This window comes from Aminobacter sp. MSH1, assembly GCF_003071665.1.
Classification (GTDB): domain Bacteria; phylum Pseudomonadota; class Alphaproteobacteria; order Rhizobiales; family Rhizobiaceae; genus Aminobacter; species Aminobacter niigataensis.
The window spans coordinates 4,046,523-4,064,829 of sequence record NZ_CP026265.1 but is presented as its reverse complement, the minus strand read 5'-3'; the positions used below and the strand labels follow the sequence as shown (position 1 = coordinate 4,064,829).

General features: G+C 61.5%; 14 protein-coding genes and 1 pseudogene. 7 read left to right on the top strand and 8 right to left on the bottom strand.

What is annotated here, in order from left to right:
- Window positions 1-16 precede the first annotated feature (16 nt).
- The gene (locus tag CO731_RS28800; protein WP_159091665.1) at window positions 17-250 is read right to left on the bottom strand and encodes a hypothetical protein; all 234 of its coding nucleotides are present in this window, start codon (window positions 248-250) and stop codon (window positions 17-19) included.
- Between CO731_RS28800 and add the strand changes: the two genes are divergently transcribed.
- The 6 genes from add (at window position 231) to CO731_RS20080 (ending at window position 6,781) form a co-directional block, all read left to right on the top strand.
- Window positions 231-1,289 (top strand): adenosine deaminase, encoded by a 1,059-nt coding sequence (gene add / locus CO731_RS20105; RefSeq protein ID WP_108608531.1) that lies wholly within the window; start codon window positions 231-233, stop codon window positions 1,287-1,289. The genes CO731_RS28800 and add overlap by 20 nt on opposite strands.
- Window positions 1,290-1,348: 59 nt before the next feature.
- Window positions 1,349-2,380, top strand: a complete 1,032-nt coding sequence (locus CO731_RS20100; RefSeq protein WP_108608530.1) for a BMP family protein — start codon at window positions 1,349-1,351, stop codon at window positions 2,378-2,380.
- Window positions 2,381-2,443: 63 nt separating this feature from the next.
- Window positions 2,444-4,024: an ABC transporter ATP-binding protein gene (locus tag CO731_RS20095; protein WP_108608529.1), complete on the top strand. Its 1,581-nt coding sequence runs from the start codon at window positions 2,444-2,446 to the stop codon at window positions 4,022-4,024.
- On the top strand, window positions 4,021-5,085 hold the full coding sequence (locus CO731_RS20090; RefSeq protein WP_108608528.1) for an ABC transporter permease: 1,065 nt from the start codon (window positions 4,021-4,023) through the stop codon (window positions 5,083-5,085). The genes CO731_RS20095 and CO731_RS20090 overlap by 4 nt, the downstream gene beginning before the upstream one ends.
- On the top strand, window positions 5,082-6,014 hold the full coding sequence (locus CO731_RS20085) for an ABC transporter permease (RefSeq protein ID WP_108608527.1): 933 nt from the start codon (window positions 5,082-5,084) through the stop codon (window positions 6,012-6,014). Before CO731_RS20090 ends, CO731_RS20085 begins: the two co-directional genes overlap by 4 nt.
- Window positions 6,015-6,106: 92 nt before the next feature.
- Window positions 6,107-6,781: an XRE family transcriptional regulator gene (locus CO731_RS20080; RefSeq protein WP_245439927.1), complete on the top strand. Its 675-nt coding sequence runs from the start codon at window positions 6,107-6,109 to the stop codon at window positions 6,779-6,781.
- Window positions 6,782-7,279: 498 nt separating this feature from the next.
- On the opposite strand, the gene CO731_RS20070 is transcribed toward CO731_RS20080, so the two are convergent.
- The 7 genes from CO731_RS20070 to CO731_RS20040 form a co-directional block, all read right to left on the bottom strand.
- Window positions 7,280-8,086, bottom strand: a complete 807-nt coding sequence (locus CO731_RS20070) for an ABC transporter permease (protein ID WP_108608525.1) — start codon at window positions 8,084-8,086, stop codon at window positions 7,280-7,282.
- Window positions 8,080-8,937, bottom strand: a complete 858-nt coding sequence (locus tag CO731_RS20065; protein ID WP_108608524.1) for an ABC transporter permease — start codon at window positions 8,935-8,937, stop codon at window positions 8,080-8,082. The genes CO731_RS20070 and CO731_RS20065 overlap by 7 nt, the downstream gene beginning before the upstream one ends.
- A gap of 59 nt (window positions 8,938-8,996) precedes the next feature.
- Entirely contained in the window at window positions 8,997-10,169 is a 1,173-nt protein-coding gene (locus CO731_RS20060) for an extracellular solute-binding protein (RefSeq protein WP_108608523.1), read from the bottom strand.
- 39 nt (window positions 10,170-10,208) lie between these two features.
- Window positions 10,209-11,303 carry an ABC transporter ATP-binding protein gene (locus CO731_RS20055; RefSeq protein WP_108608522.1) on the bottom strand — a complete coding sequence of 365 codons (1,095 nt, stop codon included), beginning with the start codon at window positions 11,301-11,303 and terminating at the stop codon, window positions 10,209-10,211.
- 3 nt (window positions 11,304-11,306) lie between these two features.
- Window positions 11,307-13,361, bottom strand: coding sequence for a hydantoinase/oxoprolinase family protein (locus CO731_RS20050; RefSeq protein WP_108608521.1), 2,055 nt, complete (start codon window positions 13,359-13,361; stop codon window positions 11,307-11,309).
- The gene (locus CO731_RS20045; protein WP_343207433.1) at window positions 13,358-15,040 is read right to left on the bottom strand and encodes a hydantoinase B/oxoprolinase family protein; all 1,683 of its coding nucleotides are present in this window, start codon (window positions 15,038-15,040) and stop codon (window positions 13,358-13,360) included. Before CO731_RS20045 ends, CO731_RS20050 begins: the two co-directional genes overlap by 4 nt.
- Before the next feature lie 137 nt (window positions 15,041-15,177).
- A complete protein-coding gene (locus CO731_RS20040; RefSeq protein WP_108608519.1) occupies window positions 15,178-17,880 on the bottom strand; it encodes a LuxR C-terminal-related transcriptional regulator in 2,703 nt (900 codons plus the stop codon).
- A 312-nt stretch (window positions 17,881-18,192) separates the two neighbouring features.
- On the opposite strand from CO731_RS20040, the pseudogene CO731_RS20035 reads away from it, so the two are divergent.
- Window positions 18,193-18,291: pseudogene (locus CO731_RS20035) on the top strand (IS5/IS1182 family transposase); the annotation flags it as partial.
- Between the last annotated feature and the right edge of the window lie 16 nt (window positions 18,292-18,307).

Sequence of the window (18,307 nt, the reverse complement as noted above, 5' to 3'; positions counted from 1 at the left end):
TTAGCTCGGCGCAATCTTAATTCAAGACATGCTTCGGATCGGCGGCGATATTCCGCTTGGCGCCGCGATGCACGACAATCCGGTCACAGCGAATAGACAGCTCGGCTTGATCGATGATGGAAATCCATCCGTGATTGTCGGCAAAAATGACTATCGCACGGGGTCGGTACTCGCTCGTGCGACGTTCGCGCGACAGGGGTCTTGAGCGGCGATAAAGATGGAGAAGATCGATGGCTCTGGAAGCGTTCATAAGAAATATCCCGAAAACAGAAATCCATATTCACTTGGAAGGCGCAATAAATCCAGAGACATTTCTTAAATTATCTAGGAAAAATAAACTAGAAATTCCAGATCATAAGAATGTGTCTGAAATTTATCAATACGATAATCTTCTGGATTTCCTAAAGGTTTACAATATGGCATCCAGGTCGGTGATAGATGCCGACGATTTCCATCTCATCACCTACGAGATGCTGCAAGCTTGTGCCAACAGCGGCGCCCGTTACGTCGAGTTCTTCTTCAGTCCACATGTTCATCTGGAATGCGACGTGGCCTATCAGACCATGCTTGCCGGCATGTTCCGCGCGATGGATGACATCGAGACGGACTTCGGGCTGATTTCGAGGCTGATACCCGCGCACAATCGCGAACTTGGGCTCGAGCGGGGTTTCGAGTTTCTGGACATGGTGCTTGCCCACCGAACCGACAAGGTGATCGGCATCGGTCTCGATTTTGACGAAACACCTTTCCCGCCGGCGCAATTCAAGCCGCTTTTCGATCGGGCACGCCAGGCGGGACTTCATCGCACTGCTCATGCCGGAGAGGGCGGCCCGGCGTCCAACGTGCGGGACTCGCTGGATTTGCTGAAGGTCGAGCGCATCGACCACGGTTATCGTGTGATGGAGGATCTCGATCTGGTCGCCCGCTGTCGCGCTGACCGGACCGTCTTCACCATCTGCCCGAGTTCAACCGTTGGGGTGACGATCTGGCGCGATCTTGCCGCGAAGGATCATCCTATTCGGCAAATGATCGAAGCCGGACTGACGATCGTTGTGGCAGCGGATGATCCGCCAATGTTCGAGACCGATCTGGCAAACGAGTATCAGATGCTTGCCACGAATATGAATCTCGATGCCGCAGCATTGAAGACGCTTGCGCTCAATTCCCTCGAGGCGTCGTGGCTCGACGAGTCCGTCAAGCGGGACTGGCGCGCATCATGGTCACGCGAAATCGATGAGCAGATTGCTCTTCTGGATGCGGAAAACAGTGATGCACTCACGTCTGCATAAGGCAGCGACGGCGCAATAAAAAACAGAAGCGCCGTCGGAAAATGAATGGGAGCAATGGAATGTTAGGTCAATTATCAAGACGATTACTAGCCATCTGGGTGCTGACTTTATTCGTCGTTTTCGGACACACGAACGGCACGTACGCGGGCTCACCCGAAAAGCTCCGCATCGCGGTCATCTTGTCGGCTGGTCTGGACCATGGCTTCGATGCAACGCTGATCAAGTCGCTCGAACGCGTCAAGCAAGCAAAGCCACATGGTCTCGACATCGAGTGGAAGTCGACCGAGCCGCTTTGGGGCGACGACGCCGGCGATGCGATGCGCCTGTTCGCCGAAAGCGGTGACTACGACATCATCTGGGCCCATAGCACCTATTCCGACCAGGTCAAGAAGCTGAAGGACGAGTTTCCGGAAATTCTCTTCGTTGTCGTCGGTGCCGGCAATGAAGGTCTCGGTGGCAATCAGTATTGGGTCTATAAGCGTCTCCACGAACCTGCCTATCTGCTTGGCGTTTTGGCAGGACGGATGACCAAATCCGATGTGCTTGGCGTAGTCGCGCCCTTTTTCATCGAAGACATCAATGACTCGATCAACGCATTTTTCGCCGGTGCGCGGGCAGTCAATCCGGCGATCGCCCGGAAAGTAGCGTTTGTCGGATCCTGGTATGACCCTGCCAAGGCGGCTGAATATGCCGGCGCTCAGATTGCGGCCGGAGCCGATGTGATTTTCCAGCTGTCCGGCAATTTCAAGCCGTGCGAGGCCGCGAAAATCCTGTGCTTCGGCAGTTTCCAGGATGAAAGCAACTTTTCGCCGGCCACGATCCTCAGCAGCACCGTAGCCGTGTGGGACCCTGATTTGATGTGGATCATCGAAAACTGGTGGAGCCACAAGGCAGAAGGCAAGCCTTACGGCGGCAACCTCAAGGAGCATTGGTTCGGCATGAAGGATGGCGGAGCCGCGTTTGCTCCCTACCATGATCTGGAAGCGAGCCTGCCAGTGGACGTGCGGACGGAAGTTGAGACGCTAAAGGCAAAGATCGCCTCAGGTGAACTCGAAATTCCAGTCGACCTATCGGAACCGAAGTCAGATTAGCCGCTGCGCCACCTCCACTGCTGCTTGCGCAGTTTTTTGAGTGAACTTGATCAAGGAACCACCATGTCGCTCTTACCGAGCATCAAAGAACCGACGCCGGCGAATGCCAGAAAGGCGGGTACTGAGGAAACACCTCTGGCTCTGCGCGTTGAAGGTCTGACCAAGCGCTTCGCCGGCGTGACGGCCAATGACGGCGTCGACTTCGAGCTGGAGGTCGGCGAGATCCACTGCCTGTTCGGTGAAAATGGCGCGGGCAAGTCGACCTTGTCGGCCTGCATCTTCGGTTTCTGCACGCCGGACGCCGGGCAGATCGTCGTACGCGGCCAACCAGTCGAGATGCACTCGCCAAGGGACGCGATCAAGCTCGGCATCGGCATGGTGCATCAGCATTTCGTGCTGGTGCCCGAATTTACCGTGCTGGAAAATATCATTGTCGGAACCCAGAAATCCGGGTGGCGGCTGGACGACAGAGCAGCCAGGCAAAAGCTGAAGAGCCTGTGCGACGCCTACGGCATCGAGATCGATCTCGACGCCTATGTCTGGGAACTGGCGGTCGGGCGCCAGCAATGGGTCGAGATTCTCAAGGCGCTCTACCTCGACGTCCAGATCCTCATTCTCGACGAACCGACGGCGGTGCTGACACCTGATGAGTCCGCGCGCCTGTTCGCCATCATGCGCAAGATGTGCGCCAACGGCATGTCGATCATCCTGATCACCCACAAGGTCGCCGAAGTGATGCAGTCGAACCGCGTCACCGTTCTGCGCAAGGGCAAGGCAGTCGCCACCGTTCAGACCAAGGACACCTCGCCTGAGGAACTGGCGCGGCTCATGGTTGGCCGCGAGGTGTCGTTTTCGGTCAACAAGTCGACAGTTGCGCCCGGTGATACGGTGCTCGAGGTCAGCGGCCTCGGCGCCAGGGGCTACTGGAACGAGGCGGTGCTGAACCAGGTGTCGCTGTCGATCGCGCGGCACGAAATCCTCGGCATCGCCGGTGTCGCGGGCAATGGCCAGAAGGAGCTTTTCGAGGTTCTTTCGGGTGTGCGCTGGTCACGCGAAGGCACGATCAGGCTGAACGGCGAGGACGTCAGCCGGCTCACGCCGCGCGCGATGATGGACAGGGGCGTGGGACACATTCCCGACGACCGTTTTCGTGAGGGTCTGGTCGGGCCGTTCAGCATCGCCGAAAACCTCATCCTCGGCTGGCAGCGCAACGCCAAGTATCGCAGCGGCCTGTTTCTGGACCGCGGCAAGATCGCAGCGCTGTCGAAGACGATGATGGCCCGCTACCAGATCGCCGCGCGCGACGACGAGGTGCCGGTCGAAAACCTCTCCGGTGGCAACGCCCAGAAGGTCATCCTGGCGCGCGAGTTCCTGCATTCGTCGGGGCTGCTGCTCGCCAACCAGCCGACGCGCGGCCTCGACATCGGCGTCATCGAATATGTCTACGCCCAATTGCTCCAGAAGCGCGAAGAGGGTTTCGCGATCCTGCTCGCCTCCGAAGAGCTCAGCGACCTGTTCAATCTCGCCGACCGCATAGCGGTGATGTTCAAGGGCGAGATCGTCGGTGTCGTCGATCCCAAGACAGCGACAGTGGAAGAGGTCGGCATGCTGATGGCCGGACGCAGGATGGAGGCTGGACGATGATCCGGATCGAACGGCGCATCGACGCCAATCCATGGTGGACAGCCGGCACGCTGGTGGCCGCACTGGCCGCTGGCATGCTTGCCTCCGCACTCATCGTGGCGACGGCCGGCGCTGATCCCCTCGAGGCGTTCAGGACTTTGTTCTTCGGTGCCTTTGGCTCGCAGAAAGCGGTGATGACCACGCTCATCAAGTCGACGCCGCTGATCCTGACGGGATTGGCGACCGTCATCGCCTTTCGCGCCCAGATATGGAGCATCGGCCAGGAAGGCCAGGTCTTCGCCGGCGCGATGGCCGGCTATCTCGGCAGCCAGATCCTGGCTGGCCTGCCGCCACTGCTGTTCTTTCCCGGGGTTATCCTGTTCGGCGTGGCCGGCGGGCTGCTGCTGGGCGGGGCGTGCGCGATCCTCAAGACACGCTTTGGCGTCAACGAGATCGTTTCGACCGTGATGACCAACTACCTTGCAATCTACCTGTTGTCTTACCTTCTGGCGGGCGGACCCTGGGCCGAAATCGGCGATGGCGCTTCTTATCAGCAGTCGGTGCCGCTTCCGGCCGCGGAGCAATTGCCGCTGCTGTTTGGAACCAAGCTCCATATCGGCGTGCTATTGCCCTTCGTCGCTGCGATTTGCTGTGCCGTCATGCTCGACCGGACCGCACTCGGCTACGAGATAAAGGCACTGGGAACCAATCCTGTCGCGCTTGGCTACAAGGGCACTAATATCGCCAGGACCATCATTGCGGTGATGTGCATCAGCGGTGGACTCGCAGCCCTTGCCGGGGTCATCGAACTCTACGGCGTCGGGCACCGGCTGAAGGCCGACAACCTGGTCGGACTTGGCTACGCCGGCATCATCGTCGGCATGATCGGCGGCTTGCGGCCGCTGGGCACTGTGCTTGCGGGACTGCTGTTTGGCGGGCTGGCAAGCGGTGCCGTGTCGATGCGGGTGGTCAGTGACATCCCGGCGTCTCTCGTGCCAGCCATGCAGGGCATCATCCTGCTTTTCGTCCTCTGTGCCAGCGTGATGGCGCGTTACAAGATCGTCAGGGGTACCGCGTCATGAGCGGATTGTTTCAGGAAGCCATCCTCATCAGCATTTTCGCAGCGACTTTGCGGACGATGACGCCGCTGCTGTTTTCGGCCATGGGCGAACTCGTGACCCAGCGCGCCGGGATCTGGAACATGGGTGTCGAGGGCACGATGCTGATGGGCTCGTTCATCGCCTATTTCGTGGCGACGTCGACCGGCTCCTTGTGGCTGGCGGTGCTCGCAGCGATCCTGGCTGGCGCCGTCATGGGCCTGATCATCGCCTTCATGACGGCGACGATGCGCGTCGACCACTTCGTCACCGGCCTCGGCCTCAACCTGTTTGCCGGCGGTATCACACTGTACTGGTTTCAAAGCTACGTTCGCGGTGGCCCGCAACCCTCCTTCGCCGGCTTCGAGGACGTGCCGTTGCCCTTCCTGTCGGACATCCCCTTCATCGGCCCCGTGCTGTTCTCGCAGCGGCTGTTGACCTACGCAGCGCTCTTCATCGTTCCGGCGATCTGGTTCCTGCTTTATCGTACGCGTTATGGCCTGGAGCTGCGGTGCCTTGGCGAGAATCCGAAGGCGCTCGACGTCAAGGGGCTGAGCGTACCTGTCCGCCAATATGGCGCGGTGATGTTCGGCAGCGCCATGACCGGGCTCGGCGGTGGTTTCCTGATGCTCGCTTTCTCTGATCGCTTCATCGCTGATTTCTCGGCCGGCCGCGGCTGGATCGTGGTTGTCGCGCTCATCGCTGGAAACTGGAAGCCCAAGGGTGTGCTGATGGCGGTGGTGGCCTTTGCCTTGCTGGAAGCTATCGCCACTCATGCCCAGGTTGTCGGCGTCGGCGTGCCGCGCCAGCTGTTGCTCGCGCTGCCTTATCTCGCTTCGATCATCCTGTTGATGGGGGTTCGCTTCCGGACCGGCCAGCCGGCAATGCTCGGTTTCCCGTATTCGCGCGAGTGACGCGGGCGACAGCGGGTGTAGTTCGAGCGAAGCCTTTTCCAGCAACTCTGAGCGGGAGGTCAAAGACAGTGGAAGAAGCACATTTCGCCCTCGTGGCGGACGCTCGCGAGCAGCAGAACGACCTGGTGGAGCAACCCGCAAGCCTTTGCCAGAATCCGCATTCGTTGCGCGACGGCGGCGAGAACCGCCTGCAGACCGCGATCGGGCGCGAAGTACGCTTCTGCCGAAAGCGTCATGGCATGACCCTCGCCGAGCTTGCCGACGCCGCAAGCGTGTCGCTCGGCATGATGTCCAAGATCGAAAACGGGCACATCTCGCCGTCACTGGCCACGTTGCAGGCGCTCGCCCAGGCTTTGGCCGTGCCGCTCTCGTCCTTGCTCAGGCGCTTCGAACAGGAGCGCACCGCCGTCTTCGTGAAGGCAGGAACAGGTGTCGAGGTCGGGCGGCGCGGCACGCGGGCCGGTCATCAATACAACCTTCTGGGTTACATCGGCTCCAACACGGGTGGCATCTTCGTCGAGCCCTATCTCATCACGCTGACCAAGGACACTGATACCTTCCCGTTGTTTCAGCATTCCGGGATGGAATTGCTTTACCTGCTCGAAGGCGAGGTCAACTACCGCCATGGCACATCGGTCTACCGGCTGCTGCCGGGCGACAGCCTGTTCTTCGACGCCGACGCGCCACACGGACCAGACGCACTGATCAAACTCCCCATCCGCTTCCTGTCAGTCATCTCATATGGCGTTGGCGGTGGGGAGGATTGAGTGTTTTGGGTCCTACGTTGGCCTATGGAACCTGCCCGAAGGCATGGTGGCATAAGTTTGTCGGGCGGCGTCACTCCATCACCGAAGGATGTCGACGATAGCTTGACGGAATCTACTGGCGCTTGGCTTTTCGTTCAATCAGGCGGGATCCTTTGTACCGCAACTCGTCGAATCCATTGCCAAGTGCTTGACACACTCGCTCAAGATAGCGGCGGCCGCGAGAACTGTCCGCCGCAAGATCAACCAGTCACCAGATTGCCGTCATCGACGACCGACGGCGCGGACGCCGAGTCGATCGACAAGCCACGGACGAGCAGTCGTCGCGTCCGGCGGCGATCATGGCGGAGGCGATCGCCGCTGTGATTCTGATCGACATCAACCGATCGGAGCAGGCGACTGATCGTATCTGACGCCGAGGCCATCTTCGATGCGGCAGTGAATTTCTGGAGCGTCGAAGAGTGCTGTCCCAACCGGACCAAAATGAGGAGAGGAGGCTCCCTATCGACGAAGTTTTCGGTCGTTGGCCCGTGCTGCCAGAAGCACGAACGATACCGCCAGTATTGAAGCCAGAAAAATCGAGCCTGACAGGGCATAGATCGTTGGCGACGCGCCCGAGTTCATCTTGCCGAACATCGCCAGTGGCAGCGTGTTTTGCCGTCCGACCAGATAGAAGGCTCGGCCGAATTCATTCAGCGACAGCAGGAATGAGAAGATGAAAGCGGCCACCAGGCCTGGCTTGATCAGTGGCAATGTCACATCAACCAGCTGGCGCCACCAGGAGGCGCCGAGATCGGACGCCGCAAGCAGGTAGGAACGCCTGACGGCTGCCATGCTGGTCAGGATGACGGTGAAGGCGAAAGGTAGTGCCCACAAAAGGTGGCTCGCCGCCACTGTGCCCCAAAATGGCTTCAGACCGATGCGTCCGAAGATCACCGACAGCGACAGCCCCTGGATGATGCCGGGAACGAACATTGGCAGCAACACGAACATGAACCAGCGCGAGCGCCATTTGCCGAGGTCCATGTAAGCGAGCGCCGACAATAGCGCGAGGCCGGTTGCCACCAGCGCGGTAATGGTCGCGACCAGCAGGGATTCCTGCAATGCACTGATGAGGGTGCGTTCCTTGGCGAGCGCGAAATACCAGGTCAGGCTGACATCGGAGAGCGCCGGCAGGGCCGGCTGCAATGCCGGGTTGAATGACACTGCAACCAGATAAAGCGGCGGCAGGTAGATGATTGCTAGCCCTATGGCTGTCATCAACCAGATGGCGGCCTTCAGCGGGCGGCTTTCGAAACTGGCTACCATGTGAAACCCTCGAACAGTCTGGTCAGCTTGAACAGACGGTTGCCGATGAATATCAGCCCGAACAGGATGATCAGCACCACGGTCGAGATTGCGAAGGCCAGCGGGAAGTTCACAACCCGCATGACGTCGTTGATCATCACCGAGATCATCGATGCGGCTGCGCCGCCAAGCATCTGCACTTCGGTCGCCGACCCTGCCGCCATGACGAAGACGAAAAGAAATCCGGCGAATATGCCGGCTTGCGTGAGCGGTAGCAGAACCGAGCGGAAGGTGCGCCAGAAGCTCGCGCCAAGGTCCTGGCTGGCGGCGAGCAGCGACGGCTCGACGCGTTGCATCGACAGGATCAGCGGAAAGATGACGAATGGCAGGTAGGAGGCGACCAGGCCGACATTGACGGCAAAATTGGAAAACAGGAGCCAGTCGAGCGGCTGGTCGACGATCCCGAGATCCATCAGCCAGCCATTGATCAGGCCGTTGCGGCCCAGCACCAGCCGCCAGGAAAAGGCGCGGATCATGTACGAGGTAAAGAACGGGATGGTGAACAGCGCCATGAGCAGGAGTGCCGTTCGCCTGCTTGCCAGAAAATGCACCGCCATTGCCGCGGGATAGCCGATGACCACGCAAATTGCGGCGGTCAGGAATGCCTTGCCCAGCGATCCGACGATGACGCTCCAGCGCCCGACCTCGAGGATCGCTGCATAACCGGCCAGGCTGAACTCTGGCCTGATCCAATAGGTCGCGGGGTCCCAGGTCCAGAAACTCCAGACCAGAATGACGATCAGGGGAACGAACCCGAGCAACAGCACGATGAGTGCGGTCGGGAGTGCAAGCAAAAGGCCGGGCGATTTCATCTGGTTTCCAGAAATAGTGCGGTGGGAGCGCGAACCGCTCCCGCCGCTGTTGGTCGCAATCAGGCGTTACGCAGCTTCTGCCACCATTCTTCGTAGAGCTGGAAATTGTCCGGCCGGGTATTCTGCCAGGCGACCTTGCCGCTGAACTTGGCCTTGACGTGCTCTGCCAGCGCCTTGACCTTCGCCGGGTCGAATTCGCTTGCGTGCGCCTCGGCGTAGGCGACATTGCGATCGCTGGGCACGACGTAACCGCGCTGTTCGCCAAGCGTACAGCCATAGAACCCGTCGAACAGCCAGTTCGCGAACTTGTGGGCGTCATCGCCTAGGCCACGGTCGACCGCACCCTTGAGCAGCACCAGGTTGTTGCCCCAGCCTTCGTAGCCTTCGACAGGCGCAGCATACTCGACCTGCAGGCCGCGCTTGCGACCTTCATAGACGATGGGCTCCCACCCAGTCATCGCGAGCACTTCGCCGTCGCCGACGAGCTGCACGCCCTGTTCCCAGCCGCTCCAGAAGGTGCGGAACTGGCCGTCCCGCTTGTGCTTGATGAGGAACTCCATCACTAGGCCAAGCTCGTCCGCGGTCAGGTTGCCTGGATTGCCGATCTTCTGGTTTTCTGACTCCTTCAGATACATGGCGGCAAAGACCGCGCTGTTGATCCAGGCGTCTTCCATCGCCACCTGGCCCTTCAGCTTCGGATCGAAGATGACGCCATAGCTGTCGACCTTGCCCAGCTTGTCGGGGCGATAGATGATCGAGTCTGCGTTGATGACAGCCGGCAGGCCATACTGCTTTCCGTCATGGTGCAGGTAGGGAATTTCCTTCGCCCATTGCCAGACGTTTTCGTAGTTGGGGATCTTCGACATATCCCAGGGAACGATTGCGCCCTGGACCGCCAGTTCCTTCTCGGCCCCGCCCTGCAGGCCACCGATATCGAAGAGGTCGTTGGCGTTGCCGGCGACCAGGCGGGCGACAGCCGGACCCGGATCGTTGCCATTGTCGGTGAAGGCAACGTTCAGGCCCGCGTCGTCGGCTGCCCGAGACCAGGCATCGCCGACGTCGAGCGTACCGGTCGCCCAGAATGCCAGATCGCTCGCAGCCAGTGCCGCCATTGGCCGAAACAGGGTTCCGCCCGCCAGTGCCGCACCGCCGGCCCCGAGGGTCTTGAGCAACTGGCGTCGGTTGAAGTTGCTCGCCATCGGATTGTTCAAAGGATTCATGTGATTTGTCATCGTGTTACCCCTTCTTTTTATGAGATTTCTTCAGGATGATCAGGTGTCACGGTTCGGCGCAGTTCCCGATGCGGGCACGGGTACCAAGGCGCCGCCGGCGAATTCGAGCCGCACTGGATTGCCCGGTTCGGGCCAGGCGTCGGCGAACTCGACCGGGATCTCGGCGTCGAGCTTCTGGCCGTCGCCAAGTTCGAGATAGAAGTCGAAGAACCGGCCTCGAAACTGGCGCCCGGCCACGGTAGCTGCGAGTGAGCTTCCGGGCGCTGCATGCCCGTGCGCGAGCGAAATTCGGTCGGGACGAACCGCCAGGAGTCCCATTTCCCCAACGTCGCGAGCGCCTGGCAGAACCAGCCGCTCACCGGCTATGATGGCGACCGTGTCGCCGCCGCTGCGTTCCAGCCTTTCGGGCTTGAGGACGCGTTCCATGCCAACGAAACGTGCGACGAAATCATTGGCGGGATTGGCAAAGAAGTCGGCCGGCCGTCCCACCTGCTCGATCCTGCCCTTGTGCATGATGGCCATGCGGTCGCTGAGGCTCAGCGCCTCGTCCTGATTGTGGGTGACCAGCACGAAGGTCGACCCGGTCCGCTGATGCAGCCTGCCGAACTCGTCGCGCATCTGCTGGCGCAGCCTTTCGTCGAGCCCGGTCAAGGGCTCGTCGAGAAGCAGGATGCCCGGCTCCATGACAAGTGCGCGCGCCAGGGCGACCCGTTGCCGCTGTCCACCAGAGAGAACATTGACGTTGCGCTCGGCAAATCCTGCCAGATCGACCAGAGCGAGCGTGCTGTCTACGCGCTTCTTGCGTTCAGAGGCGGCTACGCCCTTCACCTTCAGTCCGTAGGCGACGTTGTCTCCCACTGTCATGTGAGGAAACAGGGCGAGATCCTGGAAGACGGTGTTCGACGGGCGGCGGTTTGCCGGCATGTCGGTGACGTCCTGGCCATCGAACAGGACCCGCCCGGTGGTGGGACGGTCAAAGCCGCCGATCAGCTTCAGCAGCGTACTTTTTCCGGAGCCCGACGAACCGAGCAATGTGAAGAATTCGCCGGCCCCGATCTTGAGACCCACGCGCTCCAGGGCTTTGACGGTGCCAAAGGTCCTGGTTACGTTGTCAATTCCAATCGCGATGGCCATGGGCTAGCGGACCTCTTCCGTGATTACCATGATGCCCCGGTCAGTGATTTCCAGGACTTGCCCTGCATGAACAAGCGTTGTCGTGGTTGGCTCCTCGACAAGCAGCGGGCCACTTAGCCGCTCGCCGCAGGGCAGACCGTTACGATCATAGACAGCGCAGAATTTCCAGCCGCCATCGTTGCCGAAATAGACTTTGCGTTCGCCCTTGCGCGCCTTGGCGACAGTACGACCATCATCGTCGATCAGAGGGCAGTCGATGACATTGCCGGCAATCTCGGCCTGAAGATGCAGGTTCGTCACCTCGATGCGTGCATCGGGCAGGCGGAACGAGTAGGCGGTCTCGTGAGCAAGATGGAAGGCCTCGGCGAAATCCGCGAGTTGCATCGACGGCGCGAACCGCGTCGACACGCTGTGTTCCTGTCCGTGATAGCGCATTTCGACGGTGTAGCTGAAGGCGATGCCGTCTTTGTTGTCGAGGTCGAAATAGGACAGTGCCTCGTCTTCCATGTCGGCGAAGAGCTTGGCCAGTTCGCCGAGCGACGAGGGGACGAGTGGCGAGAACCATGTCTTGCGAATGTCCGCGCGTGGATGCGCAGCCAGCATGCCCCAGGCTGAGAAGATGCCCGAATGCGGTGGGATGATGATCGACTTGGCATTGAGTTCGCGGCCGAGGCGGGCGCCCAGCATCGGACCGGCGCCGCCGCTAACGATCAGCGCAAGGTCGCGTGGATCGTGGCCGCGCTGGACGGTGACCAGTTTCAGGGCGTTGATCATGTTGGATTCGGCGACGTCGATGATGGCCTGGGCAGCGTCGTCGACGGACAGACCGAGCGGTCCGGCCAGCCTGGTGATGGCCTGGCGCGCGAGTTCGACGTCGAGGGTCATCGCGCCTTCGGCAAATGCGGCAGGATCAAGCAGCCCGATGGCCACCTTGGCGTCAGTGACCGTCGGTTCGGTCCCACCAAGCCCGTAGCAGGCCGGTCCGGGCGAAGACCCGGCACTTTTCGGTCCCACCCGCAGGCCGCCGGCGGCGTCGATCCATGCGATCGAGCCTCCGCCCGAGCCGATCTCGACGATGTCGACCACCGGCACCTGGACCGGATAGCCGGGGAAGGTGCGGGCCCATTCCAACTTGTATTCGGCGTCGAGATTTGGCTTGCCGTCGCGAATGAGCGTGCATTTTGCCGTCGTGCCGCCAACGTCCAGATAAAGGACATCCTTTTCGCCGAGGATCGCGCCGATCCTGGCGGCGCCAGCTGCACCGCCCGAAGGGCCGGATTCGACAAGGGTCAGCGGACTGGCGACGGCTTGCGAGAACGTCGCGACTCCGCCATTCGACAGCATCGCATAATAGGCTGAGTACACGCCCTTGGCGGCAAGCGCCTTTTCGAGATTGGCGAAATAGCGCTGTATGATCGGCTGTACATAGGCGTTGAGGGCAACGGTGTTGGTGCGCTCATATTCGCGCCATTGGCGCGAGATCTCGTAGCTGGCGCAGACGGTGACGCCCGGCAGCAGGTCGCGCAGCAGCGCTGCGCAGCGCTTCTCGTGATCCGGGTGGGCGTAGCTGTGCAGGAAGATGACCGCTACGGCCTCAACTCCCTCGTCCTGAAACAGGCGCGCGGCCTGGCGAACATCGTCCTCGTTGAGCGGTTCGATGATCCTTCCGTCCGCGCCGACCCGTTCGCGGACCTCTGTACGCAGCTTCCTGGGGATGAACGGTTCGGGGCTGTGGAACTGGAGATTGTAGAGGTCGGGGCGGTTGCCGCGGCCGATCTCGAGGACGTCGCGAAACCCGGCAGTGGTCACCAGGGCGGTCCTGACGCCCTTGCGTTCGGTGATCGCGTTGATCACCGTCGTTCCGCCATGGGCAAAGAACCGGACCTTGTCGGGGTCCAGGCCGCCGGCACTCTCTGCGCGGTCGATCACGTCGAGCACGCCGATGGACTGGTCCTGGGGTGTGGTCAGGCTCTTCGAGGTGAATACCTTGCCCGTCTTCTCGTCATATCCAACGAGATCGGTGAAGGTGCCGCCGACATCGGTTGCAAGTCTGATCATTTCGTCGTCGTGCCCCGGTGGTTGTATTCCGATGCCGCGCGTTCCGCGCTGATGTAGCCGGCGCTGATGTCCTCGGCGATCGCATCCTTGCTTCTCTTGGTTGGATCGCCCCAGCCGCCGCCGCCGCCAGTGGCGATACGCAGCAAGTCGCCTTTGACGACGCGGCGGTGAGACAGGCGCCCATAGGAGGTGGTGTTCGCCGCCTCCTTGTCCACGACATCGAGCCGGTTGAGACTGCCCGCGCCGCCGCCGTCCATGCCCCAGGGCGGCGTCCTCGAGCGGCCGAAGCCGCTGTGGATGTCGGCCTCTCCGGACAGGATCTCGTATTCGCGCACGACCCCGAAGCCGCCGCGCCACTGGCCTGCGCCGGCTCCGCCCTCGACATTGAGCGCGTAGCGCCGAACGTGGAGCGGAAATTTGGCTTCGATCAGCTCCACCGAGTAATTGTAGGTATCGCCGTCGGTCAGGGCGATCACCGCACTGGCGCCGTCGCGACCGGGCGTTCCACCCCAGCCGCCATGCTGCGGCTCGATGTGGATGAACTCTTCGCCGTCGGCGGTCCGGCCATTGATGTATGTCACGCACAGGCTGGAATAGGAGCCGGCGGAGAAACGTTCCGGCATCAGCGGTGCAAGCGCCTTCCATACCAGTTCGGAGGCATGGACGGAGCCTTCGTAGTACCAGCCTGTCGGCGAGGGTTTCTGCGCCGTGAAGACCGTTCCATTGGGAGCGATCACCGAAAGCGGCCGGAACCACCCTTCGTTGGACGGCTCCTGTGGCGCCACCAGCGCCTTGAAGATGGTCTTCACTGCCGAGCTGAGTGCCCCGCGCGCGCAGTTGATCGGGCCTGCCGCGGCTGGTGGGCAGCCGGTGAAATCCACCTCCATGCGGCCGCCCTCGATCCGGATGGCGACCTTCACTTCGATGGCGTCGGTGGTAATGCCATCGCCATCGATGATGTCGGTTGCCTCGTAGATGCCGTCCGGCAGTGCCGCTATGACGTCCTGGCTACGCCGCTCGCTGACGTCGAGGAGGTGGTCGAAGGCGTCCTGGATCGGGGCTGCACCGTACTTTTCGACCATCTCCAGGATGCGGCGCTCGGCGATGCGCACAGTGGCAAGCTGCGCATTGAGGTCGCCCAACGCCACTTCCGGAAGGCGGACATTTTCGCTGATGATGCGGACCATGTCAGGCAGCAGCTTGTCGTCGCGGGCAATGCGGACGCAGGGCAGGCGAAGGCCCTCCTGGTACACCGAATTGGCGTCCGGAGGCAGGCTGCCGGGCACCGCACCGCCGACGTCCAGCCAGTGGGCGACATTGATGGCAAATGCGATGATGCGGCCTTCGGCAAAGATCGGACGCATGATCGCCAGGTCGCAGGAATGCGTACCCCCGGCATAGGGGTCGTTGGTGACCAGCACGTCGCCCGGCGCCATGTCGTCGGCGAACCGCTCGACCAGGCTGCGAACCTGGGTGGCGAAGGTGCCGGTGAACAGCGTGATGCCGTTGGTCTGGGCGATCAGGTCGCAGTCGCGGGTGCAGATGCCGCAGGCGAAATCCAGAACCTCGTAGATGACGGGGCTCATGCTGGTCCGCGCCATCACGATACCCATCTCGTCGACCATCGACAGTAGCTTGCCCTGGATGATCTCCTGGGTCACGGGATCGACGGTTCGCACCTGCTGCTCCATTCCGCACCTTTATGACTGCAGCGCGTGTATCTGCTGCTCATGCGGCAAGGTTGCATCGTGGAACGGACTTGCATACCCGACCGATCGGGTGGGCAGGCTGATTGGGTGCCTACCCAAAATGACGGCTAGGCTAATAGTCCTAGCTCTCGCGCGACCGAGATGGCCGAGGTGCGCGAGTGGACATTGAGCTTTGAGAAGATATTTCGGACGTGAAACTTCACGGTGTTTTCGCTGACGTCCATGTGCCTCGCTATCTCCTTGTTGGAGAAGCCGCCGCAGATCAATGAAATGACCTTCAGTTCCTGCTGGGTCAGCGTATGCGGTGCGCTCGAGGAATCCGCCGCCGTTTCTGCCGAACCTTGTCCTGGAGCGGACGCATCTGCCGGCGCAAAGATCTGGCCGACGCGCCGGGCGATCAGGCTGTCGGGGCCGGCCTCCTGCGCGCGCCGGCGCAGCAGAGCGAGCATGTCGGGACCCTCCTCGAAAAAGCCCGCGCGATAGGTTGCACTGGGCAGGGTCAGCAGGATTTCATCAAGCACCGAAGCGGTGCGTTCGGCCTTGCCAGTCTTCATGCCGGCCAGCACCGCCAGCAGGCGCATCCGGAGCATTCGCGGCACACTGAAGGGACGCTCCTGTGCCACCTCCAGGCGCTGCAGCATGTCGAGTGCGCGCTCCGTCTGGCCTTCCTGTATCCAGATCCGTACCCACAGCGTTGCGGGTACCTCGCCACGCAGCCGGAAAGAAAGCCGGTTGCGCTCGACGTCGAACGCGGTTTCCGGGCCGAGATCGAAACGGTCGGCGAAACGCTTGGCGCCCTGTATGTCGCCGAAGTGGATGATCGAGCGCATCTGCTCTCGTGCCACCAGTCTTTGCAGGCGGGGAAAGCCACGGCGCTGTGCGGTGCGCCTTGCCTGTTCGAGCACGGCGTCCACGCCGTCAAAATCGTTCCTGACCATTCTTGCGCGAATGCGGGACAGATAGGCTGCGGCCAACAGGTCGAACCAACAGTCGTTCTTCTCCAGATGCGGCAGCGACCATTCAAGGATGCGCTCGGCGCCATCATGAAGACCACGCTCCGACAGCGTCTCGGCCAGCAGGACCTGGGCGATCGCGTCGAGGTCGCAACCCTTGCCAATCGCGTTCTGCGCGTCGCTGGCCAGGCGCTCGTAGGCCGCACTCGCGCCTTCCATGTCGCCGCGAAAGAACTGTGCCTGCCCGACATGGACATGGAGATGCATCGCCCCGAAAAGCGCTCCTGCCTGGGTAAAGGACTGGATCGCCAGGTTGCCGTGGCGCTCGGCGCGCTCGAACTCGCTGCGCTCCAGATATTGGAAGCACAGCAGATTGTAGGTCAGTGCGCGCTGCACGGGTTCCACCAGCTCAAGCAGCGTCAGATCGCGCTCGAGAAGCGACAGGTCGAGGGCTTCGATGCGATCGTCCCGGTACAGCGCCATGAGCGCGCCGATCAGGCGGACCTCGTTGACCAAGATATTGTCGGAACGGTCGATGGTCCGATCGACCAACTCGAAATAATGAGTCGCCAGTGCCAGGTTCCCGCCCTTGGCCGCGACGACGGCCAGTCCGAGAAAGCTGCGTGGAAACTTTGCGGCTTCCGGTTCGGGCAGCACCGCCGCCAGCGCATGAAACTGCTGCAGCAGCCCGCGGGCGCCGGCATAGACCTGTCGCCATCCCCCCGCGTTTTCGGAGAATTCCCCGGCAAGGCGGAAGTCTTCCGCATGCAAGGCGTGGCGGATGGCACTCGCCCAGTCGCGCCGGGCTGCATACCAGTGCGCGGCACTGCGCCTGATCTGGTTGATGTCCAGCCCGCGCGCGAGGGCTTCCTGCATCAGGTATTCCTGGAACACCGCATGCAGTTTGAACTGCTTGTGCCCATCATCGAACGCCTCGATCGGCAAGCCTCCGATTGCGATGTCGGAGGTCAGTTCGGCGGCGGCGGCAGGGCTGACGACCGCGCTCGCCAGCTCGGCGCTGAAATAGGGCAGGGCCGCAACGCCGACCAGCGCCGACTGCATATGGACCGAGAGCGACGAAAAGACCTGTTCGGACAGGTAGCGTGCCATATCCAACTGGGTGCCGCTGAATTCAAGCAGGTCCCTGTCGGTCACGGCCCCGTCACGCAACAGCACCCGAGCAAGCTGCAGCGCCACGGCCCAGCCCTGGGTCTTCTGGACCAGGGCTTCGATCTGCGATTTATCGAGCTTTACCCCGGCCATGGCGAGCAGGTTCTGAGCCTCTCCGGGCGAGAAACGCAGATCGCTGGCCTTCAGATAGGTGAGTTGGCCATTCAGCTGCATCGCCGAGATCGCCAACCTCGGCTCCGACCTGGAGATGATCAGCAGCCTGAGGTTTCGTGCCTGCGGCGAAAACAGGAGCCGCGCCAGCGTCGCGTCGTTTTCATCGCTCTGGGCGAAATGATAGTCGTCGAGGAACAGGTACAGGGGGCGGCGCAGCCGTTGCAACTGGGTCAGGATGACGCCCAGAACATGCTGCTGCGACAGACTGGAATAATCCTGCGCCGCAGCGGGGAAGACGTGTGCTGCGGTGAGAACTCCGAGCAGTCCGAGGAGGAAGTGGGTGCCGTCGCGATCGTCGCCATCCAGCGCGGCCCAGGCTGCCTGGTGGCCTTGCTTGCGCAGATCCTCGTAACGCTGGTTCATCAACGAGGACTTGCCGAAGCCGGCAGGTGCTATGACCAACGTCAGGCGCCGGTCGCCGGCATCGTCGAGCAGCCTCAGCGTCCGGACGCGCCTGACCTGCGCCATGCGCGCATCGGCCTCACCTTCAGAGATGCGCTTGGGCGCCACCATTCTGTCAGAATCCAGGATCAATCAACATGCCGATATCATGAGCCGCGCGAACATGTACACCTTGAGGCCATCCGGGGGCAGCCTATGTGCTGTGGATCGGGGCCATCTGCGAGGCGGTGACCCGGCCGACCATGCGCTTCGTGCCGGTGAAGACGCCCGAGCACGCTTGTCATCGCCCACCGGCTTGCCACTATCGCCCATGCCGACCGCATTCAAAACGCTGCACCATCGCAAAACAATGCGGCACCCGGCACGCCCACCAACCACGCTGGGGCCGGTGGACGATGCCAGCGGCGCGCTCAGTAGTCCTCTCGATGCCGCAGGCTGGCCAAGGACTTCGCGAACCTGTCACGCAATGCGCTCGCCTTCCTCAAACTGGCGTCCATTCGCCTCATGCTCGGAAGGCTTTGCTTTTCCGAAGATCGCC

Excerpts from the sequence above, each read along its gene's own strand:
- CO731_RS20090 (WP_108608528.1), top strand. The coding sequence starts at position 4,021 with ATGATCCGGATCGAACGGCGCATCGACGCCAATCCATGGTGGACAGCC.
- CO731_RS20050 (WP_108608521.1), bottom strand. The coding sequence starts at position 13,361 with ATGATCAGACTTGCAACCGATGTCGGCGGCACCTTCACCGATCTCGTT.
- CO731_RS20055 (WP_108608522.1), bottom strand. The coding sequence starts at position 11,303 with ATGGCCATCGCGATTGGAATTGACAACGTAACCAGGACCTTTGGCACC.
- CO731_RS20085 (WP_108608527.1), top strand. The coding sequence starts at position 5,082 with ATGAGCGGATTGTTTCAGGAAGCCATCCTCATCAGCATTTTCGCAGCG.
- CO731_RS20040 (WP_108608519.1), bottom strand. The coding sequence starts at position 17,880 with ATGGTGGCGCCCAAGCGCATCTCTGAAGGTGAGGCCGATGCGCGCATG.
- CO731_RS20060 (WP_108608523.1), bottom strand. The coding sequence starts at position 10,169 with ATGACAAATCACATGAATCCTTTGAACAATCCGATGGCGAGCAACTTC.
- add (WP_108608531.1), top strand. The coding sequence starts at position 231 with ATGGCTCTGGAAGCGTTCATAAGAAATATCCCGAAAACAGAAATCCAT.
- CO731_RS20065 (WP_108608524.1), bottom strand. The coding sequence starts at position 8,937 with ATGAAATCGCCCGGCCTTTTGCTTGCACTCCCGACCGCACTCATCGTG.
- CO731_RS20100 (WP_108608530.1), top strand. The coding sequence starts at position 1,349 with ATGTTAGGTCAATTATCAAGACGATTACTAGCCATCTGGGTGCTGACT.
- CO731_RS20070 (WP_108608525.1), bottom strand. The coding sequence starts at position 8,086 with ATGGTAGCCAGTTTCGAAAGCCGCCCGCTGAAGGCCGCCATCTGGTTG.
- CO731_RS20095 (WP_108608529.1), top strand. The coding sequence starts at position 2,444 with ATGTCGCTCTTACCGAGCATCAAAGAACCGACGCCGGCGAATGCCAGA.
- CO731_RS28800 (WP_159091665.1), bottom strand. The coding sequence starts at position 250 with ATGAACGCTTCCAGAGCCATCGATCTTCTCCATCTTTATCGCCGCTCA.